At 35.5% G+C, this 22,145-nt stretch carries 28 protein-coding genes; 20 read left to right on the plus strand and 8 right to left on the minus strand.

Features of this window, described 5'->3' with window-relative positions; translation table 11 throughout:
* Positions 1-49 precede the first annotated feature (49 nt).
* On the minus strand, positions 50-916 hold the full coding sequence (locus AC2YJL_RS06850) for an alpha/beta fold hydrolase (RefSeq protein WP_230933165.1): 867 nt from the start codon (positions 914-916) through the stop codon (positions 50-52).
* Between the two features lie 287 nt (positions 917-1,203).
* Positions 1,204-2,028 (minus strand): hypothetical protein, encoded by an 825-nt coding sequence (locus AC2YJL_RS06855; RefSeq protein ID WP_230933164.1) that lies wholly within the window; start codon positions 2,026-2,028, stop codon positions 1,204-1,206.
* Positions 2,029-2,255: 227 nt separating this feature from the next.
* On the opposite strand from AC2YJL_RS06855, the gene AC2YJL_RS06860 reads away from it, so the two are divergent.
* Together AC2YJL_RS06860 and AC2YJL_RS06865 are read left to right on the plus strand one after the other, a co-directional pair.
* The gene (locus AC2YJL_RS06860) at positions 2,256-2,582 is read left to right on the plus strand and encodes an antibiotic biosynthesis monooxygenase family protein (protein WP_195696362.1); all 327 of its coding nucleotides are present in this window, start codon (positions 2,256-2,258) and stop codon (positions 2,580-2,582) included.
* Positions 2,583-2,624: 42 nt separating this feature from the next.
* Positions 2,625-2,753, plus strand: coding sequence for a hypothetical protein (locus AC2YJL_RS06865; RefSeq protein WP_269067663.1), 129 nt, complete (start codon positions 2,625-2,627; stop codon positions 2,751-2,753).
* Between the two features lie 258 nt (positions 2,754-3,011).
* Here AC2YJL_RS06865 and AC2YJL_RS06870 read toward each other — a convergent pair whose 3' ends face one another.
* Positions 3,012-3,314, minus strand: a complete 303-nt coding sequence (locus AC2YJL_RS06870) for a hypothetical protein (protein WP_369361225.1) — start codon at positions 3,312-3,314, stop codon at positions 3,012-3,014.
* Between the two features lie 248 nt (positions 3,315-3,562).
* Here AC2YJL_RS06870 and AC2YJL_RS06875 point away from each other — a divergent pair, with 248 nt between their 5' ends.
* The 3 genes from AC2YJL_RS06875 (at position 3,563) to AC2YJL_RS06885 (ending at position 6,375) form a co-directional block, all read left to right on the plus strand.
* Positions 3,563-4,618 carry a beta-carotene 15,15'-monooxygenase gene (locus AC2YJL_RS06875; protein WP_369361224.1) on the plus strand — a complete coding sequence of 352 codons (1,056 nt, stop codon included), beginning with the start codon at positions 3,563-3,565 and terminating at the stop codon, positions 4,616-4,618.
* Positions 4,619-4,728: 110 nt separating this feature from the next.
* Positions 4,729-5,979: an erythromycin esterase family protein gene (locus AC2YJL_RS06880; protein WP_369361223.1), complete on the plus strand. Its 1,251-nt coding sequence runs from the start codon at positions 4,729-4,731 to the stop codon at positions 5,977-5,979.
* 108 nt (positions 5,980-6,087) lie between these two features.
* Positions 6,088-6,375, plus strand: coding sequence for a cupin domain-containing protein (locus AC2YJL_RS06885; RefSeq protein WP_230933162.1), 288 nt, complete (start codon positions 6,088-6,090; stop codon positions 6,373-6,375).
* 24 nt (positions 6,376-6,399) lie between these two features.
* Here AC2YJL_RS06885 and AC2YJL_RS06890 read toward each other — a convergent pair whose 3' ends face one another.
* Both AC2YJL_RS06890 and AC2YJL_RS06895 read right to left on the minus strand, forming a co-directional pair.
* The gene (locus tag AC2YJL_RS06890; RefSeq protein WP_369361222.1) at positions 6,400-7,173 is read right to left on the minus strand and encodes a Cof-type HAD-IIB family hydrolase; all 774 of its coding nucleotides are present in this window, start codon (positions 7,171-7,173) and stop codon (positions 6,400-6,402) included.
* Positions 7,174-7,187: 14 nt separating this feature from the next.
* The gene (locus AC2YJL_RS06895; RefSeq protein WP_369361221.1) at positions 7,188-7,358 is read right to left on the minus strand and encodes a hypothetical protein; all 171 of its coding nucleotides are present in this window, start codon (positions 7,356-7,358) and stop codon (positions 7,188-7,190) included.
* 114 nt (positions 7,359-7,472) lie between these two features.
* Here AC2YJL_RS06895 and AC2YJL_RS06900 point away from each other — a divergent pair, with 114 nt between their 5' ends.
* A complete protein-coding gene (locus AC2YJL_RS06900; protein WP_369361220.1) occupies positions 7,473-7,970 on the plus strand; it encodes a hypothetical protein in 498 nt (165 codons plus the stop codon).
* A gap of 62 nt (positions 7,971-8,032) precedes the next feature.
* Here the strand turns inward: AC2YJL_RS06900 and AC2YJL_RS06905 are convergent, their stop codons facing one another.
* A complete protein-coding gene (locus AC2YJL_RS06905) occupies positions 8,033-8,233 on the minus strand; it encodes a hypothetical protein (protein WP_034650223.1) in 201 nt (66 codons plus the stop codon).
* A gap of 168 nt (positions 8,234-8,401) precedes the next feature.
* Here AC2YJL_RS06905 and AC2YJL_RS06910 point away from each other — a divergent pair, with 168 nt between their 5' ends.
* From AC2YJL_RS06910 to AC2YJL_RS06925, 4 genes are all read left to right on the plus strand, one after another.
* Positions 8,402-8,809 (plus strand): DUF1878 family protein, encoded by a 408-nt coding sequence (locus tag AC2YJL_RS06910; RefSeq protein WP_369361219.1) that lies wholly within the window; start codon positions 8,402-8,404, stop codon positions 8,807-8,809.
* Positions 8,810-9,266: 457 nt separating this feature from the next.
* Positions 9,267-9,800 (plus strand): sigma-70 family RNA polymerase sigma factor, encoded by a 534-nt coding sequence (locus AC2YJL_RS06915; RefSeq protein WP_230933157.1) that lies wholly within the window; start codon positions 9,267-9,269, stop codon positions 9,798-9,800.
* A gap of 3 nt (positions 9,801-9,803) precedes the next feature.
* The gene (locus AC2YJL_RS06920) at positions 9,804-10,211 is read left to right on the plus strand and encodes a PadR family transcriptional regulator (protein WP_369361218.1); all 408 of its coding nucleotides are present in this window, start codon (positions 9,804-9,806) and stop codon (positions 10,209-10,211) included.
* Positions 10,212-10,219: 8 nt separating this feature from the next.
* Positions 10,220-11,509 carry an FtsW/RodA/SpoVE family cell cycle protein gene (locus AC2YJL_RS06925; RefSeq protein ID WP_369361217.1) on the plus strand — a complete coding sequence of 430 codons (1,290 nt, stop codon included), beginning with the start codon at positions 10,220-10,222 and terminating at the stop codon, positions 11,507-11,509.
* Between the two features lie 821 nt (positions 11,510-12,330).
* Here AC2YJL_RS06925 and AC2YJL_RS06930 read toward each other — a convergent pair.
* On the minus strand, positions 12,331-12,612 hold the full coding sequence (locus AC2YJL_RS06930) for a DUF4190 domain-containing protein (RefSeq protein ID WP_050689481.1): 282 nt from the start codon (positions 12,610-12,612) through the stop codon (positions 12,331-12,333).
* Positions 12,613-12,892: 280 nt separating this feature from the next.
* Between AC2YJL_RS06930 and AC2YJL_RS06935 the strand changes: the two genes are divergently transcribed.
* The 7 genes from AC2YJL_RS06935 (at position 12,893) to AC2YJL_RS06965 (ending at position 17,272) form a co-directional block, all read left to right on the plus strand.
* A complete protein-coding gene (locus AC2YJL_RS06935) occupies positions 12,893-13,183 on the plus strand; it encodes a hypothetical protein (RefSeq protein WP_028409443.1) in 291 nt (96 codons plus the stop codon).
* A 21-nt stretch (positions 13,184-13,204) separates the two neighbouring features.
* Positions 13,205-13,969 (plus strand): membrane protein insertase YidC, encoded by a 765-nt coding sequence (yidC, locus tag AC2YJL_RS06940; protein WP_050689483.1) that lies wholly within the window; start codon positions 13,205-13,207, stop codon positions 13,967-13,969.
* A 56-nt stretch (positions 13,970-14,025) separates the two neighbouring features.
* Positions 14,026-14,265, plus strand: coding sequence for a hypothetical protein (locus tag AC2YJL_RS06945; RefSeq protein ID WP_230933152.1), 240 nt, complete (start codon positions 14,026-14,028; stop codon positions 14,263-14,265).
* A 296-nt stretch (positions 14,266-14,561) separates the two neighbouring features.
* Positions 14,562-15,413 (plus strand): ABC transporter ATP-binding protein, encoded by an 852-nt coding sequence (locus tag AC2YJL_RS06950; protein WP_251568570.1) that lies wholly within the window; start codon positions 14,562-14,564, stop codon positions 15,411-15,413.
* Positions 15,414-16,067, plus strand: a complete 654-nt coding sequence (locus AC2YJL_RS06955; RefSeq protein WP_251568571.1) for an ABC-2 transporter permease — start codon at positions 15,414-15,416, stop codon at positions 16,065-16,067.
* A 240-nt stretch (positions 16,068-16,307) separates the two neighbouring features.
* Positions 16,308-16,613 carry a hypothetical protein gene (locus AC2YJL_RS06960; protein ID WP_195696378.1) on the plus strand — a complete coding sequence of 102 codons (306 nt, stop codon included), beginning with the start codon at positions 16,308-16,310 and terminating at the stop codon, positions 16,611-16,613.
* 449 nt (positions 16,614-17,062) lie between these two features.
* Positions 17,063-17,272 (plus strand): hypothetical protein, encoded by a 210-nt coding sequence (locus AC2YJL_RS06965; protein ID WP_230933148.1) that lies wholly within the window; start codon positions 17,063-17,065, stop codon positions 17,270-17,272.
* 332 nt (positions 17,273-17,604) lie between these two features.
* Here AC2YJL_RS06965 and AC2YJL_RS06970 read toward each other — a convergent pair whose 3' ends face one another.
* On the minus strand, positions 17,605-18,651 hold the full coding sequence (locus tag AC2YJL_RS06970) for a 2,3-butanediol dehydrogenase (RefSeq protein WP_251568574.1): 1,047 nt from the start codon (positions 18,649-18,651) through the stop codon (positions 17,605-17,607).
* Between the two features lie 127 nt (positions 18,652-18,778).
* On the opposite strand from AC2YJL_RS06970, the gene AC2YJL_RS06975 reads away from it, so the two are divergent.
* The 3 genes from AC2YJL_RS06975 to AC2YJL_RS06985 all read left to right on the plus strand — a co-directional run bounded on the left by AC2YJL_RS06975 (position 18,779) and on the right by AC2YJL_RS06985 (position 22,101).
* The gene (locus tag AC2YJL_RS06975; protein ID WP_028409434.1) at positions 18,779-19,684 is read left to right on the plus strand and encodes a LysR family transcriptional regulator; all 906 of its coding nucleotides are present in this window, start codon (positions 18,779-18,781) and stop codon (positions 19,682-19,684) included.
* 44 nt (positions 19,685-19,728) lie between these two features.
* Positions 19,729-20,358 carry a hypothetical protein gene (locus AC2YJL_RS06980; protein WP_369361216.1) on the plus strand — a complete coding sequence of 210 codons (630 nt, stop codon included), beginning with the start codon at positions 19,729-19,731 and terminating at the stop codon, positions 20,356-20,358.
* A gap of 480 nt (positions 20,359-20,838) precedes the next feature.
* Positions 20,839-22,101, plus strand: a complete 1,263-nt coding sequence (locus AC2YJL_RS06985) for a SulP family inorganic anion transporter (RefSeq protein WP_369361215.1) — start codon at positions 20,839-20,841, stop codon at positions 22,099-22,101.
* The last annotated feature ends 44 nt before the right edge of the window (positions 22,102-22,145 follow it).

Below are 22,145 nucleotides of genomic sequence, written 5' to 3' on the forward strand. Positions count from 1 at the left end.
AAAGACTGCAAAGCGGCTGTATACCGTACCTTGCAGTTTTTTTTCTAGTTTATTTGCTTAAGAAGTCTCTCATAAATTTATTTACCTTTTGGGGCTGCTCATGCTGAGGCGCATGTCCTACACCGTCTAAGCGATGAATCGTTACGTTTGGAACGTATTCTTCGATGCCGTCTAAATTACTGTTTTCAAACGCTTCGTCCGCATTTCCCCATAGTATTAAAGTGGGAGACTGAAATACTTTATGCGGCAGTGCTACAGGTTTATGAACGCGTTCTTCAAATGGATAAAGAGAAGACGCACGGTAGTAGTTAAGCATGGATTTCATTGCATTCGGCTGGTTCCACGCCTCTACGTATTTCGCTGCTTCTTCTTTAGTTAAATAGCCTTTTTTGATGCCAGGCTCCGTCAGCATATTTCTTAGCTTTTCACTATTATTTGCGAGTAGCTCATCTTGAGAATTTGGCTGTTGGAAAAAGCTCATATAGCTGCTTGCTTCTCGTTGAGCAGGATTTTCAGCAAGCTCTCTTATAAAGGTATAAGGGTGCGGTGCATCAAACATGACTAATTTTTTAACATACTGCGGATATGTATAAGCAAATGCCCATGCAACAGCGCCGCCCCAATCGTGTGCCACTAACACACATTCTTTTTCACCAAACGCTTCAATTAACTGTTTTACATCTTCCATTAAAAGGGGCATGCTGTAAGAAGAAATTTCTTCTGGCTTATCTGATAAGTTATAGCCTCGCATATCTACAGCTACCACGCGGTAATCTTTCGAAAACTCTTCTAACTGATGGTGCCACGTATACCAAAAGTAAGGGAAGCCGTGTAAAAACAGCATAAGCTCGCCTTCACCTTTTGTTACGTAATGAAGGTTTACATCATTCACTTTTACATAACCATCTTTAAACATCTTACTCATCCTTTCGCTTTTCACCTTTATTATAGAAAAACTTTACTCTTTATTAGTTGATGTATCAAATAATAAGGTTTCTTTACGCGATAAATGAGCTATAAAGCTCTTTTAAAATCCTTATTTTGGTTATTTTTTATGAAAAATAACACCGATATCCCCAGGTTATATGTGATGCTTCGCTTGACTTAGAAAAAGCGAATATGTGCAAAACGTAAGGAGTAAAAACTTGAGCTTGTAATGAATACAGAAAAAAAGCTCTCTAAAAGTACTTTTAGAGAGCTTTTTTAAAAATCACCGGCCTTGGCGATTCCTAAATTAGATTCAAAGTCGGTAATGTACACACAGGCATTGGTATACTTTTCAGATGCCTTATAGCTGAATTCTCTACTTACACTATAATCTTCACCTATAGGTTTATAAGATTGAATAGATTTAATTTGGTTGTCTAAAGACAAATCAAAATTATGAGTGGCTTTTTTTAATTGTTCGAGCTGCAGCTTGGTGAAACTATCGCGATGTTTTTGGATTTCATCTTGCATGAGTTCTATTTTATATTTAGATAGGGTGTTAATATGATCAATCGCAGGCCCCATATCTTTTTTTATTTGTGCTTCAGAAGAATGGAAGTGTTTATCATCAAATGAATCTGACACGTTATTGCTTTTTTCTGAAATTTTTGTTGCATCTATAACGTCATGAACATTGTTCATGAGCGTAACTTCATAGATAGTCTTGCTTGAATTAAATCTTTTATAGGATTTTACATATTCTTTTTTTGTTAATGCATCTACATCTCTTTTTAATTGCGCTATGCTTTTTTTTAGCTCACTATCATTTTGTGTTTCTACTTTTAACGTACTATTGATAGACGCAGATAGAAGGTTAAAATCGTTTTTATAGCTTTGAAACGTTTTATCTTCTATCTTTCCGTCTTTATTGATTAAGCGTTCACACTCGTTTTGCAGGAATTTCAGCTCTATGGCCAGCTCTTTTTTTGCCTCGCTTCCATCTATGCTCTCATTATTTGAACTTGTGTGACTGCACCCTATTAATCCAAGCGCCAAAGCTATCGTAATGGTCCCAGTTGTTATCTTGCTTATGTTCCTCATGTTGAAACTCCATTTCTATTTGTTTTTACATATAAAGACTATATCATACAAATGGAATATTTATCTTTACATGCTATTAAATGTTACATTTTGTATAGGCAAACTAAAAAAAGTATTATAATGGAATTTATAAAAATAGTGCTAAAAGAAGACAAAGGTAATAGAAAAATTAATTATGCACTTATACTTTTTTACTATTAATATGACGTCTAAAGGAGGAAATCAATATGTCTGGAATTGCTAAAACCCCAGAACCGCCTTATTACGCCGTTATTTTTGCTTCTGAAAGAACGGAAGGTGAGAAGGGTTATGGAATCATGGCAGACAAAATGGTAGAGCTTGCATCTAATCAAAAAGGCTTTTTAGGCATAGAAAGTGCCAGGGACAAAGATTTAGGCATTACCATTTCGTACTGGGATTCTTTAGAATCAATCAAAATGTGGAAAGAAAACTCAGCCCACCGCGCAGCACAGCACAAAGGGAAAACAGAATGGTATCAAACGTTTTCGCTTAGGGTTTGTAAAGTGGAAAGACATAGCTTTTTTGAGATGTAAGGCGTATATGGTTGAGTGTTTTAAAAAAGGGGAGAAGCCGTTATGTTTTATGGTGTTATAGGATTTATAGCCGCTTTTATCACTTTGTGTTCATTAGAAGCAAAGCTAAGAACGATTGTTAAACAAAATGATCGAGTGATTGAATTACTTGAGAAACAGAATAGAGAGTAAGAAAACGCTAATGAACTAACCGTTTATAATATCATCTCCTGATTTTAGCTACCGGAGATGTTTTATTTTAAGAGTCCATAAAAAAAACCTCAGTAGGAGGTCTAGTTATTACTTTTAAAAGCACTTATAACAAGCTCATTTACTGTCGGATGTCATCTAGAGGCTGTATTAAAAGCTAATTATAAAGTGAGGTTATATTTATCGTTTCACCAGAAAATATGAGCTCAATTTCTTTATTTCTTACTTGTGATCGTTCATTTAATCACCGTATTTTTTTCTGTACATGAGAAACGTTATTAAATATATAACTGAAATCATCGTCAGAAATATTAGCGGCGAAATGCCAATGCCATCATAAGAACTTTTCCCTTGAAAAGTCCGATAAATGGACTCTATAACCTCTAAAATCAGCGTACCTATAACTACCACAAATGCGTATGATTGAGCCTTCGTGCTGATAAACTTCTTCCTTTCATCACCTTTTCGCGAAGATGATGAAACAAAAATTAAAATTCCGCAAACTAACAGGATGAATGAATACACAATTTTAACCCAATCCATTCTTACTCCTCCTTGTTGAAAATGTAAAAAGTGTTTTACATTATCATTGTATCATCAGTTCCAAAAATGTCAAACTCTTTTTACATTGTAAATTATTTGTATATAAGAATCACTATAGAAGAGTGGATATCTTTAAATGGATTTTATAACACAAAGTCATGTTATAAAGTGACTTAAATCAACTCCATTGGTAAAATGGAAGTAACAGGAATTTTTGTGTTTCACCAACTAAAAGTGAGGTGGGTTGTTTGGTTCTTCATAGAAAAACAGTTTCTTTTGTTGCTCTTTTCTTGTTGCTATTAGTGATAAGCTCGAATTATGTGTTATATCATTCTTCTTTTGGACTTCAGTCGTTGCCTGGTGATTTCAACGGAGTGGTAGTAGGTTCTATTTTAGATTTAAGCCTTGTAGCTCCGCTCTTATTTCTAGCTTGGCAACGTAAGTTCAGTCTAAAGTACTTTATTGTATTAATGGCTACAGGCCTTGTGGCTGCGCGTTTTATCATTCCAAGCGAATACTTGGCTTCTTTTCAGTCGGTTATGTGGCTCGGTGTTGGAATAGAAGGAGTACTCATTTTATTTGAACTTTCACTGCTATTTATGCTAGTTAAAAACGTACCGCCTATTTTAAGAAGGATCAGATCAAGCTCTTTACCGCTTTTATTTTCTTTTTCGCGGGCTGTAAACGAAAAGTTCTCCAAACAAACTTTTATACACATCCTTTGTTCAGAAATGCTGATGTTTTACTATGCGTTTGGAACGTGGAAGAAGCAGCCGAGTACTGAAGGGAATACGTTTACTCTGTATAAACGCTCTAGTTTTATTACGTTTCAAATTATGATTATTCATGCGATTATCATTGAAACATTAGGTCTTCACTGGCTGCTGCACAATACCTCTATCATTCTTTCAGTCGTTTTACTGATCCTTAATATTTATAGCATTATTTTCTTCATAGGAGATATTCAAGCATTAAGGCTTAACCCTTTACGAGTCGATGATGATCGTCTATACATTTCATTTGGTTTAGCGAAGCGTGTGGAGATACCATTTAGAGACATTGCTGAGATAGTAGAAGACGCTCACGTTCTCGAGCAAAAAGTACCTAACACCACGATTGAATTTATCGCCCGCGATTTTGAAACTGTTCATCCTGATCTTTTACTAATACTAAAGTCTCCAACTGAAGCAACGCTTTTTATGGGAATCAAAAAGAAATACCAGCAGGTCGCCATTCGGGTAGATGATCCTCATGCGTTTAAAAAAATAGTCAAAGAACGTTTGGAGAAAGCTAGGACCTTATAGATAGATAAGGTCTTTTTGCTAATGATTAGTTGCTGTACATAAATAGTGAAGTGTTAGCTGTATTTTAGTAAGATGGAAGTAATAGGTAATGTAGCAAAGGGGGATAGGGTATGGGGATTTTTTTTAGAAGAAAAGAGAAGTATTCAAACTCTATAGAATGGCTATCTAAAAACTCAATCCAGTTAAGAGAACCAGCTAAATGTATGCCTGAAGAGTTTGAATTTCTCCGTCATATAATAAAAGATAAGAGAATTGTGTGGTTAGGGGAAAACGGTCATAACATAAGAGAACATAATATGATGAAGTCAAAAATAATAGAATTTCTACATAAAGAAATGAATTTTACCGTACTGGCATTTGAAAGCGGCTTAGCCGAATGCTTCAGCGCTAATGAGTTAAAGAAAGAGTTTACAGATGAAGACTTTTTAAAAAACGCGATTTATTCCCTATGGGCAACAAAAGAAAATCTGTCTTTGTTTCAGCTAATAAAAAAATCAGATTTAAGTTTAATAGGAATAGATAGTAATCCTTCTTCTAATCCTGATCTTTTCGTGAAATTCATTCAGCAGCTGAGTTCCGTAGTGTCTGAAGACGTGATAGAAAAGATAGAATACATTGAAGCAGGCGCGTATAAATGGTACTACCAACTAGGGCAATATAAAGCGAGAAGAAAAAAAGTCCCAGCAGAAATGCTACGTGAGTTTGCAACGTTTAAAGAAAAAGCAAGTGCAGTGATAGCAGCCTTAGAAGCTATACATAAAGAATACATTTTCGATCTTGAAAATCAAGAGCTTGTACGTCAGTTTAAAATAATCCTTCGCTGCCTGCAAAATCGCTTGTATTTTATAAACCATTTTCATAACAGCTACCGAACATATAGAAAAGGAAGAGAAAAACGAATGAAGGAAAATCTAGAGTGGGTTTGCCAGGAGCTGTACCCTGACCAGAAAATAATTATTTGGGCACATAACCTTCATATTTTTAAACAATACAAAACGTTTACAGGATTTGAACCATTAGGAGCAATTGTTTCTAATGAAATAAAAAAACAGTCTTATTACTTAGGGTTATTTATGTATGAAGGTGAAATACATACGGACACGGGACAGCCATATAAAATAGAGAAGCCGCCTAAAAAAAGTCTAGAAGACTATATGCATCAAGTTCAGTCACCAGCTTTATTTACAGATTTTTCACAGCTTGAAAAATCCTCAGTAAACAAGTGGATATTCACTAAAACGATTTTTTTAGAAGGTGGTACCATGCCAACTTTATTTGTACCGCGTGACCAGCTAGACGGTGCTTTACTTGTTGAATCTGTTTCTCCCCCTGAGTATCTTAAACGCAACAAAAAGAAATAAGAAAACGTAATGAATAAAGAGGTCATGCACATTGAAAACCTATAAATTTACTAAAGAACATGGAAAAAAGCAGAAAAATATCAGTCGCATTTAGCCACTTACGTAAAAATGGTCAGAACAAAGGAAGCAGCTACGATCGGTTATATGTATATAGAAGGAGAAGGAACAGTAGGATATCACGAAGCGCCTATATCTCAGCTATTTATCGTAGTTGAAGGTGAAGGGTGGGTAACAGGAGAGGATCAAAAACGAATACCCATTAGGCGTGGAGAAGCAGCACTGTGGGAAAAAGGAGAATGGCATACATCGGGAAGTGAAACCGGTATGGCGGTCATTGTCATTCAATCGGAAGAGCTAAATCCTGAAACATTTATGGAAAGGAAAAAGCACGCTTAGATAAGTTATCTAAGCGTGACTTTTCTATAGGACTTTAAATTTTTTAAGGGCAAACTCAATCCCGTCTTCACCCGATTTCTTCGTGACAAAATCAGCGGCGCTTTTTAACTTATCAGATCCGTTGCCCATCGCAATTCCGAGGCCGGCTAACTCGATCATATCGATGTCATTTTCTCCGTCTCCGAATGCGATAGCCTCAGATTGATGGATGTTAAAATAGTCTAAGACCTTCAGGATAGCTACCGATTTTGTAATTTCTTCTTGAAGAACACTTACGATAAAAGGATGCCATCTTTTAAATAGTAAATGAGGAAATTGCTGCGTATACTGCTCGGCGGTTTTGTCATCGGCATACAAACACATTAAATAAATATCTTCGTCATAAATACGCTCATTAATTTGAGGATAATCACTGAGCGATAACGTTTCCTTCAGGGCTTTTAAAATATTATCATCTTTGATCCCGTTCATACTGAGCTCTTTTGTGTAAAATGAAAGTCCATGCTTTTCTGATGCCGCGTATTCAAAGACTTCACGCGCGACGTGCTTGTCCATGGACAGCTTATGAATGACTTCTTCATTATGTACAGTAAACGCTCCGTTTGCGGTAATAAGCGTATCTATACCTAATTCTTTAACTTCTTCACACAGGGATAAAGGCCTTCCGGTAGCGGCTACGATTTTTAATCCTTTGTGCTTTAAACTTTTTACAATTTCTCGAGTTTTGGTCGAAATAGTCCCGTTTTCGTGATGAGTAAGAGTTCCGTCCACGTCAAAAAATACAATTTTATAGCTCATAGTAATCTCCTTGCTTAAACAGCTCGATCTTTTTTTACATTTACAAGCAGTAGCGCACAGGCAAAAATAGCAGCTCCATATAAAACCGCAGGAACAACCGGTTTATGTAAAAAAGCAGTATGATTGTATGAAGAGTCATACAAATAAAGAGCGGCTAAAAATAGAAAAGGCAGTAGTTTCTTCATGCTGTCACCTCCTGGTTTTATTATACATATTTTCCTTGTATTTGTATGTAATCTTATTACGAGTGATAGAATAATAGTATTTTACATAAGCAAAAAGAAAGAGAAGTGGCGAATATGACTGTGCATCACTATATAGGTTCTCCTTATGTATTACCGACAGGAAGCTTTGGCATAAAAGAAAAGCTGGTGCCTTTATCCGAAGTTTCTTCCTTTAATCGAAATCAAAAGAAAGATAAGCTGATTACAATCTATGAAAAAGAAGAAGATGCGTACGGTATTAGTATCCATTACTTAACTGACGGGTACAGCGATATAAAGCACGCATTCACCTTGCCCTATATCTACGAATTATCTTGCGATGTACATTCTAAATCAATAAGAGAGTTGTTTACTTATATTGAGGAATACCTTATAGAGGGCTGTCACATTGAATTATATTCTTGCTTAGATGGTGATGAAGCGGAAGAAAAAGATTCCAGTCTAGATACGAGTATTAACTTAAAAACGCTTTATTTGGGAAAGCATTATAAATTAGATAAAAAGAAGTATATCTACGAATTAGGGGAGATGTTTACATTTGAAGATAAACAATTTGTAGTGGTGGTTAAGTGAGTTGGTTAGCCTGTAACTTTTGGGTAAGAGTTATAGGCTAACCAGTTTAGGTAGACTAATATTTATAAAAAAGGCTTAATATACGGAAGACTCAAACCAAAATAAATAACAAATGACATAAGCAAGTAACACCCAATAACACTTCTTCTAACTGGTTTAGAAGCTTTTTTGAGCCAGCCCCAGTGCTTATCGTCATAGTCAAAGATAAAGTAATCTAAAATCACAGATAACGTGATAATAGCAGCAATTATTAATAGGCCCATATGTATCCTCGCTTTCAATTTATGAAATTATTCCTATTTATAATAATATACCTTATTATTCCATTAACTACAAAGTCATATCCTATAAATGGTTTATTAACGCTACTATATTATGGTAAAATCCACAGGGTATAGTAGTATCATTTTTTAAAGAAAGATGGGAAGAAGTTGGACGTCGTAAAAGAAGTAAAGCTATTAAAATATCAAATGAGTCTCATTAAGCACATGATTAACGCAGAGGAACACCCTTTTTTTATGTTTGCGATTGATCATGAATTTGAAGAAAATCAAGTGAAGGCATTCTTAAAAATACTAGGTGTGTTTAGCTGCCGAATAAAAGGTGAAGAAATTTTCGAATGGTATCAAAATGATCAGCTGTTCTCTCAATTTAACCTTTCGTTAGATAAACTATATGCGTCAGAACCACCTACGCTAGAAGAATTAAAAATGTATGTGACTAAAATTTTTTATCAGGAATTTGAACTAGAATATTTATTGTGCAGTTTGAAGAAGCAGTTTATTCAAACCGAAGTTTGTGATTTTTTCTGGAAGTGTTTAAAAACAGATTTGGAATAAATGATTTAAGAGGATTTTAAATATGTAAAGTTTAAAGGGAAAGGAAGTTTAATTGAAGTGGCACGAATTATCAACTTTTGGTCATTTATGTGTGCGGTACTGTGCGTTGTGTTCTTTTTCATCGCTTTTAATCACCCAGCGTTATTTAATATAAATTTTTGTTTAGCAATAATTCTATTTTTCGTCGGCATTTCAGGGTTCTTTGGAATAAACAATTGGGCATCAGCTCTAAGGAGTATTCTAACGGTGGTAATTAGTGCTGGGTTAATTCTAGTAACAGGATTTATTATCTTCATAGGCAATCTTTTTTCATAACACATACATAAGAGGTACAGCGAAAGGTTCTCGTGTAGAGAATCTTTTTTTATGTACATGCAATTATCCAGAAAATAAAAATGAAAATATAAAAACCTTTTGACAACAAGCTTCGTCTAAGAACAAGAAAGGAGAGGCAGAAGTGAAAGAACTAACCCTAGAATGGATACACGTACAAGACAAAGAATTAGTTATAGATGAAATCATGGATAGATATGGACAAGAAATCTTGCAGCTTGCTTACTCATATGTAAACAGCGTAGCCGTTGCAGAGGATTTGACGCAGGAGATTTTTATTAAATGCTATAAAAACCTTTACAAGTACAGCGGTAGATCCAAGTTTCGGACGTGGTTATGGCAAATCGCAATTAACCACTGTAAAGACTTTTTAAAAAGCTGGTACAACAAAAACATTATACCGGCGACAGACTATTTTCCAAATCATATAAGTGAAAAAGAAAACATAGAGGAAGCTGTTATTCAACACGAAGAAGACCACGAGCTGATGTCAGCTGTTATGAAGCTGCCTACCAAATATAAAGAAGTGATTTACCTCTTTTACTATGAAGAATTGTTAATTAAAGACATTGCGCTCGTAACCAAAACCGGAACGAATACAGTAAAAACAAGACTGAGGCGTGCAAAATCACTTTTAAAAGAAATGCTGGAGGAATGAGTCATGGATAAACGTCTTAAAAATCTTAGAAAAACAATGAATCGTGAAGTGTTTGCTCAGCTGAAATTTACAGAAAACCATAAGAAAAGCATTCACGAAAAAATAAAGCAAGAGACTCATAGCGACGAACAAATTCTGATTGCTATGATGCAGCTGCTTGTGCAGGAGAAAACGGGCTATGAGTTAGTCAGCTTACTGCAAAGCCGAGGAATTTTAAACTTTAAAGAAAACGAAGGGGCTTTATATGTCATCCTGCATCGACTAGAGCTAAAAGGTATATTGACGAGCAGTTGGCAAGAAGACGGAGCTAAGTTTTATCAATTAAATAAAAAGGGCTGCAGGCTACTTAAAAAAGTGGAAGAGCAGCCATTATCTAATCAAATGAGTTTTAAAGAAATATTTGAGGGGTGAAGAAGGATATGAGTGAACAAAGAAATTCATTCTTGGAACAAGTGAAGGCACAAATAAAATCAAAAGAAGCCAAGGCATTTGTTTCTGCGGAATTGCATCATCATTTAAACGAAGTAAAAAGCTATTGGCTGCAAAAAGGGATAAGCGAAGACCAAGCAGAAGCCAAGGCCGTTAATCAAATGGGAAACCCCATCAGCATTGGTCAAAGTCTTAACCGTATTCATCGACCGAAAGTAGACTGGATGACCTTAATTTTATTTGTAGCCACTCTACTTTTAGGGTTTTTGCCACTATTGTCTCAAGGGTATATGAGTGGTAATCATTTTCCTATGTATAAGGCTATCTTTGTGGTTTTGGGTGGAATTTTAGCTCTTGGCATGATGTTGATAGACTATAGAAAGATGGCCAATAAAGGATGGATGTTCTATTTATTAGGTACTGCACTCTTATTGTTCCTCACAAGGCATTTTAACACCGTCGTAGACGGTCAAGCTGTTTTTAAGTTAGGGCCTTTAAAAATGGAAGGTTTAATGGCCATTCCTTTTTTCCTTATGGCATGGGGAGGGTTCTTTCAAAGCGATCGCTTTAAAATGTGGAAATTTATTCTTTTGTTCATTCTGTCATCGTATTTCTTTTTACAATTTAGCCTTACAACGCTCTTTATATATGTAACCATGACGTTTACGATGATCTGGTGGAGTAAGCTAAATAAAAAGAAAATAGCCATTGTCCTAGGAACTGGCTTTGCGTTAGTCGCTGCTTGGGGCATAATTGGATGGATGACCGTTGCTTATTATCAGAAGTATAGAGTTCTTTCATTTTTAAATCCCTATAACGCTGAATATTTAACATCTAAATTTGGACTCTTAGAAATACATCATCTATTTGTGGGTGCAGGGTGGTTTGGCAAGCATTCATTTGCGGATCAATTTATCCCTGAGGCTCATACTAACTTCGTCTTCTTAAGTTTTACGTATTATTACGGATGGTTATTTGCAGCAATTCTTATTGTGGTTCTTTGTTTAGTTGCTCTGAGAATTATGTTTATTGCCCGAAATCTAAACGATACGTACAGCAAGCTTTTACTAGCAGGAGTTGTAATGGTCTATACTGTACAGCTAGTTGGGAACGTAGGAATGATTGTTGGATTCTTTCCTATGACAAACATGTCACTGCCCTTTATTAGCTATGGATTGATGCCGATCTTGTTAAATGCTTTCTTAATTGGAATTGTGTTGAGTATTTATAGACGTAAGGATTTAATGGCTACAAACACCTTACATGGTAATCAGCAATAGAGTATAGATCGTGAGACTTTAAGGTCTGTTGCTTTTATGAGCAAATAATTCACTTCATAAAAACAAGTAAAACAAACGCTGACATCCATTTGTCAGCGTTTGTTTTATATCTAGAGCGGTTATAGGTTTTTTAATTCTTTGAGGTAGTTTCTCGGTTTTTATATATTTTCTCGATAATTTTATACGTAGCTCCAGTTAAAACGGACAGTATTAGCACCTTTCCTATAAGGTTAAGACCATAGTTATATTTTAGATATTCTAATAGTACTGCATATACAAAGACGCAGATACCTAATATGACATGTTTCATAAATAACTCCTTTGTCATTGACTTCATGCAGCTATATTTTAACGTATAAAAGAGGGCTAAATCGTTAGCCCTCTTTTAAGTAAGCTTGTTAAGTGAACAGCTGTTTTTTAACTCAATTATTTACATTCAAAAGAATAGTCATTGGTAATTGGATTATGTATCTCTACTATGGCTTCTCCGCCGTTATCATAACATTTTGAGGTCAAAGTTTGTATCTCTGTACTATTAAAATAGCTAGAACAGTTAAGCAACACAGAGATTACTAGTAGTAAAGTAAGTAAAACAATTACTATTTCTTTTATTCTGGATTCAACGATAGGTTTAATTTTTTATTCTCCTTTGCAATTTACATGAAAAGCTATAGGTATAGTAACAATCTGTCATAGTTAACGTTTGAATTTCAAAAGCTTGATCTTCGGATAGTCGAAAATCAAGCTTTTATTCTTTCGCATAGAAAATTCAATAATCCTATCTACACCCCGATTTTTCTACATGTTTTAATTGACCTGTTTTATTCATAGTCCACCGTCGTTCCGCCAAACATAAACGTAATAATCCCTAATACAAAGAACAGCTGAGAAATTACGCCTACTATACTGCAAATCAATCCTGCAATTGCGAGTCCTTTACCGCCTTGATTGGAAGCAGCTATTTCGTTTGAAGCTTTTTTGTAGAGGATAATGCCGATAATACCTGTAATAAACCCGATGATTGGAATAAAAATGGACAGGATACCTAGAGTTAGAGAAACAATAGAGTTGGTGTTTACTTGAGGTTTTGTATTAGTTTCCAACAGATTCACTCCCTATGAATGATATTTTTGATTATACCATAAAAAGGAATAATATCCTTTTTACTAATAAAAGTAGAAATTTTTAGAATTATATGTGTGCCGGTATATTGTCTATACGTCATTTCATCAACCGTATAATGACAGCTACAAAAAGAAACTTATTTTTTGACTCCTATAAGGAAATCGGTTTCGCGGGCTATCTTAGAGTAAATCTGCTTCATAAAACATTTAACCTAAATTAAGGAAAATGTGATACAATAATCCACAAGGATGTGAATAAATGGAATTGTTTATACCGGATGCTTTTCTGTATTTATCATTTGCGATTATGACGGCATTCTTTGTGCATGCTGCTATTAAACTAGCTACATTTCAAACAATACATAAGCATGTTTGTCTGCAGCAAAAGGATATGTATCTTATACAAAACGTGAATCTTTTACGCGCTCAGGATCTCATATGCTGCGTGTATTACAAATTTAAATTTATATATTCTGTTCACAGACAAGAAGCAATAGGTGAACAAGATGATGAAGGTCCGCATTCGCCAGTATTTTTTTCGTTTAACTAAAAAAATACTGGAGGAATATAAATGTTAAAACATAAAAAGAAGTTTTTCTTTATTTTTGTTTCCATTTTTCTACTTGCCGGCTGTGATTCATCAAACGTGATTCAAAGTTCGCACACTCACTTTTTTGATCACTATTTTATTTATCCTTTTTCACTGCTCATTTTGTTTATAGGAAATACGTGGCTTCACCAAAGTATTGGTTTTTCAATTATGCTTGTGACGGTTGGCGTACGTATGCTGCTGGCGCCTTTGAACATTCTTCAATATAAAAATCAGCTGAGCAATAAACGTATACAGCCTCAGCTTCAAGAGCTAAAAGAGAAGTACAAAGATAAGGATCCTGAGAGTCAGCAGCAATATCAGCGTGAAATGATGAAACTGCTTAAAGAAAATGGAGCCAATCCTCTTATGGGATGCCTTCCTTTACTTGTTCAGCTTCCTGTCTTTTCAATCGTGTACTACGCGATTAGACGAATAGATGAAATTAGCGCATCATCTTTTTTATGGCTTGACTTAGGACATGCAGATCCGTATTTTATTCTTCCAATCGCGGCGGCAGTGGCTACGTACTTACAGTCAAAAGTTATGCAAAGTGATGTAGAAGGAATGAATCAATCGCACGCAGTGTTATCTCAAATTCTTTCGCCCCTCATGGTGCTTTCATTTGGAATATTTTCACCGTCTGGTCTTGTTTTATACTGGATGACGGGCAGTTTGTTTATGATTTTTCAGTCTTTTGTATTAAAGAAGGTTTTTCAAGAAAAAGTAGCGCTTGAAGCAAAATAAAGAGATTAAAAGGTTGCTCTGTTAGGAGCAGCCTTTTAGTGAAAGGAGGGAGCATTATGAAAAAATATATCATTTCATTCGGCGTAACAATTGGTACCATAGCACTTCTGTTTTTTATGGGAAATACATTTCATATTTCGTTGCTTTCAGTTCAATGGATTTATGTAAATGAACCGGAAAATTTTCAAATGGAAGCAAAAGGCGGTTTAATACCGGTAGCCCTTGGACTTATTCTTGGTTTTATAACCGACTACGTATTACGTGAAAAAGAAAAAAAGCAGCGTTATCAATTATAGTGAAGAAAAAAGGATCTTTTATAGCAGATCCTTTTTTTTATTTGTGATTTCGCTAAATAGGTCAGGCAAGAATAGTACAGGCAGATGTTGTCATACATATTACGGTCATCAAAAACAAATGAAGAGGCAGCAAACCTTTATGTTATCATCGACTTTTTATAGTTTACTAGCTATAATTGGTATTAAATAGTCATTTTTGTAAATAAAAGGTGATTATATGTGCCGTCAAAATGACTAAATCAGTTACTTTCTATGACTACACCTAACTCTACTAATAGAGAAAGTGAAGTGAGCAAATGACAAATCTTTTAGAAGTTAGAAACATGGCAAAATCGTTTGGCCAAAATGAGGTTTTAAAAGATGTTTCCTTTCATGTACCTCCTGGATCGATTGTGGGATTTATCGGTGATAACGGAGCAGGGAAATCTACGACGTTTAAAGCAGTACTAGGATTAATTTCGAGAGATAGCGGTACTGTCGAAATATTTGGTGAAGACAATTTGAATACAGATGCGACGATTAAAGAAGATATTGGCGTCGTGTTTGATGCGATTAATCTGCCGGTTTCTTTAACGATAAAACAGTTAAACAACGTTTTTAAGAAACTATTTAATTCTTGGGAAGAAGCTGATTTTCACCGGTTGATTCATTCTTTTTCATTGCCGGAAGATAAAAAAATACATACGTTTTCACACGGCATGTCGATGAAATTATCTCTAGCTGTAGCGCTGTCTCACCGTGCTAAATTATTGCTGTTAGATGAAGCGACAGGAGGACTGGATCCTTCGTCTAGAGAGCAAATACTAGATGAATTAAAAGCATTTGTCAGCGATGGCAGCAGCGGAATTTTGCTTTCGTCTCACATTATGAGCGACGTCGAAAAAATAGCGAGCCGCCTTGTTGTGATTAAAAACGGTGAGGTTTTATTAAATGAAGAAAAAGAGAAAGTTTTTCAGGAGTATGCAATTGCCGTTATGAATGAAGAACAGTTGAACGTCCTTCCTGAAGATGTAGTAGTGGCAAAAAGAACGTATGATACGTCTGTCCGTGTATTAGTATCAGATAAGCATCAGCTGCCAGATGAAACTATAACTGAACCGATGTCGATGGAAGAACTAAGCGTGCTTTTAACGAGGAGTGAAACGTAAATGAGAGGTCTATTGTTAACGAACTACTACCTCATTCACCGAAGCTTTTTGACTTACACAGCGCTCGCCATAGTTATTTCTGGGGTCATCTTTTATTTTGCGGATCCTTCATTTTACCGTATTATAGCGATGTTAATTATTTTATTAATGGCAATGCCAGCGCTTGAAGTAATCAAATTAGAAAGTAAGACCGGCTATGACAAGTACGTGCTTACTCTTCCGATTAGTCGAAAAAATGTGGTGCAAAGCCACTATATTTTTTACTTTTTAATTGTCGTCAGCGGAACCATTCTATCCTATGGTGTTTTTTCAATGTATTCGCTTATATCCAAGAGTGCAGTAGAGGATATAGTAAATATCGTTTCGTTTGGTACATTTATCGTACTTTTCGCTGGTGCACTTGCTTATCCGCTTCTTTACGTATTCGGAGCAGAGAAATCTGACGGAATAGTACTTGGAGGGGGCATGGGCGGCCTTTTCGTTGCAATTGCTTTACAGGGAGTTGTTGGGTATCTAGTTCAAATATTAGAAGCATCCAGCTTACCAATCGCTTCTTCTTTGTATGTTCCTATCTTATATACTCTTTTGGGGATGGTAATGTATATTGCTTCTTACTTTATTGCGCTGTCTATCTATCGGAAGAGAGAATTTTAGTATGAATTGATTTTGAAGTAAAGACTACAAAGCGTTCCTTAAGGCTATTTATCAACAAATAATTCAAACAAAAAAACAGCCACAACATTTAATAAACTAAGCAAACAAGATCTCAAAAATATAACGGATGTCATTGGTGATCAAGCTTAAGTGATAAGCACTTTTACAAAAGTTAATTGTGTCCTCTATACACATGTATTATAGTAAAAGATGCAGTTTTAAAACGAGAAAGGAGATTATATGGGGAATTCGTTTAAACATGCTTCAAACGTATCAAAAACCGCTTTTATTGCTACACTGATTTTGTATATCATTATTGTAGCATCTTTTATTCCATCAATTGTATTTGCGGGGAATGTCTTTGCTATAGTAATTAAAATAGCAGCAGCACTTTTAATCTTAGTAACAATCCTAGGAATGATTTATTCGCTCTTCATTAAAGGCGGTCAAAAATTTCTTTTTTTACTGTTACATGCCGCTTCTTTATTTATTGTGTTGTTTATTATCTCTGCTTTTATGCTCGCTAAAAGCGCTGAGTTGACATAGAGAAGAGGAATTACATATGCAAAAAAGCAGGAGAAATCCTGTTTTTTTTTATTTTTATATGATTTCAAGTGGATTCGTATGTTCTCGAGAAGCGCTGCTGACTATTTGGCTAAACTTGTTTAACAAGAAGAAAAGAAGGAAAAGGAAGAAAAAGGAGATGTGATAATTTGGAAATGGTCATAGCTATGACAGCAGGCATGGGATTTCTTTTCTCTTTCTATCTTTTTTACATTCACCTTGTTATAAGTGAAAGAAGGGGGAAACCTTTGAGTGACAGTCAAAGTTATATATTGAGAGGAGTAGCTGTAATCGTTCTTTTAGCCAGCTTTATTTTAGGAAGTCATTTTTTATAAAAGATGATTGATACATAATGTTGAGTGCATCTCTCAATCTAAAAAATGCTGCCACTATCAAGCTAGGCGGGTTGAAAAAGAGAGGAGGCTACTAGAATGAAATGGTACAAGCACGCGCTCATTCCTTTAGCTATAGGCTTTTTAAGCTTCGTATGTTTTATGATTTATAGTAAAGCAGCAGGAAATACGAGTCTTCAGTTAAACCAGGCGCTGTTTATTTCAATAGGTATAGGTATTGGTGCAGTCCCAGTCTCATTTTTTGTAGAGCATCAAAAGAACAAAGAAAATAAAAAGTTTCATAGCTAAGTTATTTACGGAATGGCCCCTAGTTCTTTATTTTGTTGGAAAAGGTGGCGTATTTTATATCTGTCTAGTCCTCATGAACTAACCTATTGATATGTTAGTATTAGATGAAACAACTTTTTTAGGTGTTAAAGTCTGTAATCTATGAAATTCATGTAACTAAGCATCCCATGGATTCGAATGTAATTAAATCAACGGGGATAGTCCTGGAGTTCACTCGTTAATTCTTCTACACTGTCAAATTATGTTGATGGAACTCTGCACACATCTCGGCTGAATCCTATTAAAGAGCTGAAAAGCCACTAATTACTATCAGTGGCCTAGAGAAATCCTTATTATTGCTGTTCTAATTCAACCAAAATTTTAACTTGGTTTTTTTCCTTAATCAGGCTTTCGAACCCTTCTTCAATTACATCGTCTAGAGCTATCTTTTTCGTTACTAACTTTTCGGCTGAGAAGTATCCTTTTTGCATAAGAGATAATACCGCTGGGAACACGTTACGATAGCCAATGATTCCTTTAACAGTTCGTTCTTTAATTACAATATCATTTGGTAGAATTTCTGCTCCTTTTTCCCATATGCTAACGATAATAGTTTCTCCACCAATTCCTGTAGATTGGATTGCTTGACGTAATACAATAGGTACGCCTGTTACTTCAAAAGATACATCTACGCCACCGTCAGTTAATCTACCAATTTCAGCTACCGTATCTTCAACTTCAGCAGGATTGATGATGATTGCTCCCAATTCTTCTGCTTTCGCTTGTCTTTCTGGAGATAATTCAACTGCATAAATATCGGTTGCACCTGCTGCTTTCAACGCTTCAATGACAAGAAGTCCAATGGGGCCACATCCAAATACAGCAACTTTGTCTCCTGCTTTCACTTTGCTTGAACGTACTGCATAAAGAGCTACTGCCGCTGGTTCTACTAGAGCACCTTGTTCATAAGATAAATCATCTGGAAGTTTGAATAAAAGTTCTTCGTCTACAGCAACATATTCACTAAGACCTCCACCGCCTCCGGCTAAACCTAAGAATCCCATTTGTTCATCTAGGTTATAAGCACCTTGGTGTCCATGTGTAGCAAAGATTGGCTCAACTACCACACGATCACCCACTTTATAACGAGTTACACCTTCTCCAATCTCTACTACTTCACCTGAGAATTCATGTCCAAGCGTCACTGGAGCAACCTCATTAGTGAGAGGGTGCGGTCTATCAACTGGAATAAAGATGGGACCGCCTAAGTATTCATGCAAATCACTACCGCAAATTCCACACCATTTAACTTTCATTTTTACCTGACCAGCCTGCACAACCGGTTCATTTATTTCTTCAAGACGAATATCTTTTTGATTATGCCATCTTAGCGCCTTCATATACTACATCTCCTTGTGTCATTTCTTTTACTATACCTATAAGTATACAATCAGATATGCTTATGGTAAATTTAGTTAATATTAACGATTGTTAAGTAATACTTAACTAAAAGAAAAAGAGGGCATTATGAATATTGAACAGTTAAAACATATGGTGGAAATAGATAAAACGGGTTCACTAAAAGAAGCAGCTAATAATCTGCATATTACGTTACCTGCACTAAGCCAATCTATAAAAAATTTAGAGAAAGAACTAAATATAATGATTTTTCATCGTTCTAGAAGAGGATCTATTCCAACTGAAGAAGGTCATAGGTTAATTGAAAAGGCCAATTCTGCTTTATTGAAAATTCAAGAATTTATGGATGAAGCAGAAGCGTATACAAATACAATGAATGGTGAAATAAAGATTGCAACCTACCCAGGACCAATGGAGATTCTCGTTCACTTAATAACAGAAATTAAAAGAGAATATCCGAACATAAAGGCTTCTGTCTATGAAAATAGCACCGAGTATATTATAGATAAAGTTCTAGAGGGGGAGGTAGATGTAGGTTTTATTACTTATACAGAAAAAGAAGAAACAAAGTATCGGAACTTGGTATTTAAAAAGTTATTAGATGGCCATATGGTAGCTGCAGTAAATAAGAAGTCCCCATTAGCCAAACAAACACTCATTACTGAAGAGATGTTGCTCAACCAGCCAATTGTTTTATATAACGATAAATATATTCAGGAATTTATGAAAGGTTTTAGTTCATTACCATTTGATATCTTGTTTACTACCAATAATGTAGATACAATTCGTAATACATTGGAAAATAATACGGCAATAAATATAGGATTTGACTACGCATTTAAAACAGATGCCGGCTTATCTAGAAGTGATCAATATGTAGTCGTTAACTTTGCTCCTCCGCATTACAAAACTTATTCTTTTGGCTACTTTTATAACGCTAATAATGGTCTTTCTAGAATAATAAGAGAATTCTTAAAGCGGATTCATAGAACTATAGTAAATAACGAATTATAAAGAATGAAGGTTAAAAAAGAATTATTTCAGAGAGAGGGAAATGTGTGAAGCGTCATTTAACCTTAATTTTATCGTTATGTAGTAGTTTACTTGTTTTTTTATTGTCACTGTTTCAATGGGATTTAGATGATCGGATAGGGAAATACGTAAGTCCATATATATGGTTATTCTTTGTCATTCCTTTCTTTTTACTACTAACGCTGTGGACAGGAATTTATCTTTTTAGCAGTAGAAAGTGGCTGCCTTTAGTCATTCAAGTGATAACCGTTGTGCTGTGGTTCTTCATTCCGTTTGAGCAGCTTAATTTAGACATAAACTTTAAACTCCATCAGCAGAAGAGAGAAGAAGTGGCAGCTAAAATACAAAAAGGTGTTCTGGAACCCAATGAAGCCAACTATCCGTCGTTCCATTTTTTACCCAATCAACCCGACCTCCCATCACTAATTGATCTGCAGAAAGAGTATGTGAGCGTATCTAGAGGTCGAGATGATGTCGCAGTAGAAACCAAAGGAAAGGCAATCTCCGTACTTTTCTTTACAAACTCTGGGCTCTTAGGTCATTTCTCAGGTATTGTTTATGGCCCAAACAACCGTAAACCTTCATCGGGCGATTTTGGTCTGAAGTTTGAAGAAATAAAAAAGTTACAAAGAAATTGGTATTATATATCTTATTAGTTAAAAACAGAGGCTTTGAATTGTAATTCAAAGCCTCTGTTTTTTTAGGTTTCCGGTAATTTGTTTTATGGTATGTCAGCACTAAAGGAGACAACTTTTTTAGTATTCAAGTTTAATATAATTAAACTAATGGAGGTAAGCCTGTCATCTACTTGAGCTTAAAGATTTTCTCCAACTAAGTATAGCCTGTCCACATCCATTCTATTGTTTCTATAGTGTCTAGTTATCTTGCTTTATTTATAACTAAGAAACACAGTTCATCTAAAAAATAACTAAAAGAATAAAAAGTAAGAATTTTTAAGAAAATTTTAATAACTGTCTAAGAAATTTCTAATTTCTCCTTTATTTTTTTGTAAGTTGTCTCCTTTAAGATAGAAGTAATCGAGTAGCCCACCTTATTTTGAGAAAGCTCAATAAGGTTGTATGACGAAAATACGAATGGGTAACCTCACTACTTAAAATGGAGGCTGATGTACACTTATGAATCTAGAGGTTTTTCGAAATTACTCCTTGCAGCATTTGAAGAAAGATATACTATCGGGTATTGTTGTTGGTATTATAGCCATACCCTTGGGATTAGGATTTGCGATAGCTTCTGGAATATCGCCTGTTACAGGACTTTATACAACGATTGTAGCGGGATTGCTAATTGCTATTTTAGGTGGATGTAGGTTTCAAATTGCGGGACCTACCGGTGCGTTTGTTCCTGTTTTGTTAGGGATTGTGTTGCAATATGGCTATGAAAACTTATTAATTGCCGGCTTTATGTCCGGAATTCTCCTCATTATCTTTGCGCTATGTAAAGTAGGAGCTTTAATCAAGTATTTTCCGTCCTCTATTATTATAGGATTTCAGTCGGGAATCGCGCTGATTATCTTTAGCGGGCAGATACCAAACTTCCTTGGACTGCACGCGATTGACAAATTTCAGTTTTTTCATTTGAATATAAAAGAGATCTTTAGTAATTTACACTTCATCAACATCTATAGTATCGCTACAGCAGGATTGTGCTTAGCTACGATTTTAATTGTTCTTTACTTTTCGCCTAAGTCGCTGGGAATATCCTATTTACTTGGCATTATTGTATCAACGGGCTTGGCATCTTTTTTCTTTGCAAATCAGTTTGAAACCATTGGTTCCATTTACGGAGAGATACCTCGTCATTTCCCGGCGCCAGCGTTTCCAGATATAACAGTGGAGAGGGTGGTCACTCTTTTACCTTCTGCATTTGTGATTGCTATACTTGTAGGGTTACAGTCTTTACTGACAGCTCGCGTTGCAGATGAAATGACAAAATCAAAGCACAGCAGCAAAAAAGAACTGATTGGCCAGGGAATCGTAAACATGGTAACGCCGATGTTTTCAGGTATTCCCGCGGCAGGAGAGATTGCAAGAACGGTTACCAATATTAAAAACGGCGCTTCATCTCCAATTGCAGGTATCACGCACGCTATCTTTGTGTTGATTGTGCTGCTAGTGCTCGCTCCGTACGCTTCATACGTTGCGCTTGCCAGCCTCGCGCCAGTTTTGATGGTCGTAGCATGGAATATAAGTAAAAAAGAACAGTTTGCGAAAGTGATAAAAGAAAGATCATTTCATTCGCTGGTTTTACTCACTACCTTTTTGTTAACGGTATTTACAAACTTGACAGTAGGAATAGCCGTTGGATTATGCCTGTGTGGTGTACACTTTATGGTGAAAAAGAGTCAAGAAAAACAAAAGCTATTAAGAAAAACTGGTTAATGTAAGCATATAAAATAATACGTGTAAAAACCCCCGCTGTATGT

The sequence above is a fragment of the Priestia sp. SRI_019 genome, assembly GCF_057586255.1.

What these genes read in the sequence shown, in the direction of transcription:
- AC2YJL_RS06900 (WP_369361220.1), top strand. Translation starts at nt 7,473, where the DNA reads ATGACTGTGCATCACTATATAGGTTCTCCTTATGTATTACCGACAGGA.
- AC2YJL_RS06970 (WP_251568574.1), bottom strand. Translation starts at nt 18,651, where the DNA reads ATGAAGGCGCTAAGATGGCATAATCAAAAAGATATTCGTCTTGAAGAA.
- AC2YJL_RS06920 (WP_369361218.1), top strand. Translation starts at nt 9,804, where the DNA reads ATGGATAAACGTCTTAAAAATCTTAGAAAAACAATGAATCGTGAAGTG.
- AC2YJL_RS06860 (WP_195696362.1), top strand. Translation starts at nt 2,256, where the DNA reads ATGTCTGGAATTGCTAAAACCCCAGAACCGCCTTATTACGCCGTTATT.
- AC2YJL_RS06905 (WP_034650223.1), bottom strand. Translation starts at nt 8,233, where the DNA reads ATGGGCCTATTAATAATTGCTGCTATTATCACGTTATCTGTGATTTTA.
- AC2YJL_RS06855 (WP_230933164.1), bottom strand. Translation starts at nt 2,028, where the DNA reads ATGAGGAACATAAGCAAGATAACAACTGGGACCATTACGATAGCTTTG.
- AC2YJL_RS06895 (WP_369361221.1), bottom strand. Translation starts at nt 7,358, where the DNA reads ATGAAGAAACTACTGCCTTTTCTATTTTTAGCCGCTCTTTATTTGTAT.
- AC2YJL_RS06955 (WP_251568571.1), top strand. Translation starts at nt 15,414, where the DNA reads ATGAGAGGTCTATTGTTAACGAACTACTACCTCATTCACCGAAGCTTT.
- AC2YJL_RS06865 (WP_269067663.1), top strand. Translation starts at nt 2,625, where the DNA reads ATGTTTTATGGTGTTATAGGATTTATAGCCGCTTTTATCACTTTGTGT.
- AC2YJL_RS06925 (WP_369361217.1), top strand. Translation starts at nt 10,220, where the DNA reads ATGAGTGAACAAAGAAATTCATTCTTGGAACAAGTGAAGGCACAAATA.
- AC2YJL_RS06935 (WP_028409443.1), top strand. Translation starts at nt 12,893, where the DNA reads ATGGAATTGTTTATACCGGATGCTTTTCTGTATTTATCATTTGCGATT.
- AC2YJL_RS06960 (WP_195696378.1), top strand. Translation starts at nt 16,308, where the DNA reads ATGGGGAATTCGTTTAAACATGCTTCAAACGTATCAAAAACCGCTTTT.
- AC2YJL_RS06870 (WP_369361225.1), bottom strand. Translation starts at nt 3,314, where the DNA reads ATGGATTGGGTTAAAATTGTGTATTCATTCATCCTGTTAGTTTGCGGA.
- AC2YJL_RS06975 (WP_028409434.1), top strand. Translation starts at nt 18,779, where the DNA reads ATGAATATTGAACAGTTAAAACATATGGTGGAAATAGATAAAACGGGT.
- AC2YJL_RS06950 (WP_251568570.1), top strand. Translation starts at nt 14,562, where the DNA reads ATGACAAATCTTTTAGAAGTTAGAAACATGGCAAAATCGTTTGGCCAA.
- AC2YJL_RS06880 (WP_369361223.1), top strand. Translation starts at nt 4,729, where the DNA reads ATGGGGATTTTTTTTAGAAGAAAAGAGAAGTATTCAAACTCTATAGAA.
- AC2YJL_RS06945 (WP_230933152.1), top strand. Translation starts at nt 14,026, where the DNA reads ATGAAAAAATATATCATTTCATTCGGCGTAACAATTGGTACCATAGCA.
- AC2YJL_RS06885 (WP_230933162.1), top strand. Translation starts at nt 6,088, where the DNA reads ATGGTCAGAACAAAGGAAGCAGCTACGATCGGTTATATGTATATAGAA.
- AC2YJL_RS06965 (WP_230933148.1), top strand. Translation starts at nt 17,063, where the DNA reads ATGAAATGGTACAAGCACGCGCTCATTCCTTTAGCTATAGGCTTTTTA.
- yidC (WP_050689483.1), top strand. Translation starts at nt 13,205, where the DNA reads ATGTTAAAACATAAAAAGAAGTTTTTCTTTATTTTTGTTTCCATTTTT.
- AC2YJL_RS06890 (WP_369361222.1), bottom strand. Translation starts at nt 7,173, where the DNA reads ATGAGCTATAAAATTGTATTTTTTGACGTGGACGGAACTCTTACTCAT.
- AC2YJL_RS06850 (WP_230933165.1), bottom strand. Translation starts at nt 916, where the DNA reads ATGTTTAAAGATGGTTATGTAAAAGTGAATGATGTAAACCTTCATTAC.
- AC2YJL_RS06985 (WP_369361215.1), top strand. Translation starts at nt 20,839, where the DNA reads ATGAATCTAGAGGTTTTTCGAAATTACTCCTTGCAGCATTTGAAGAAA.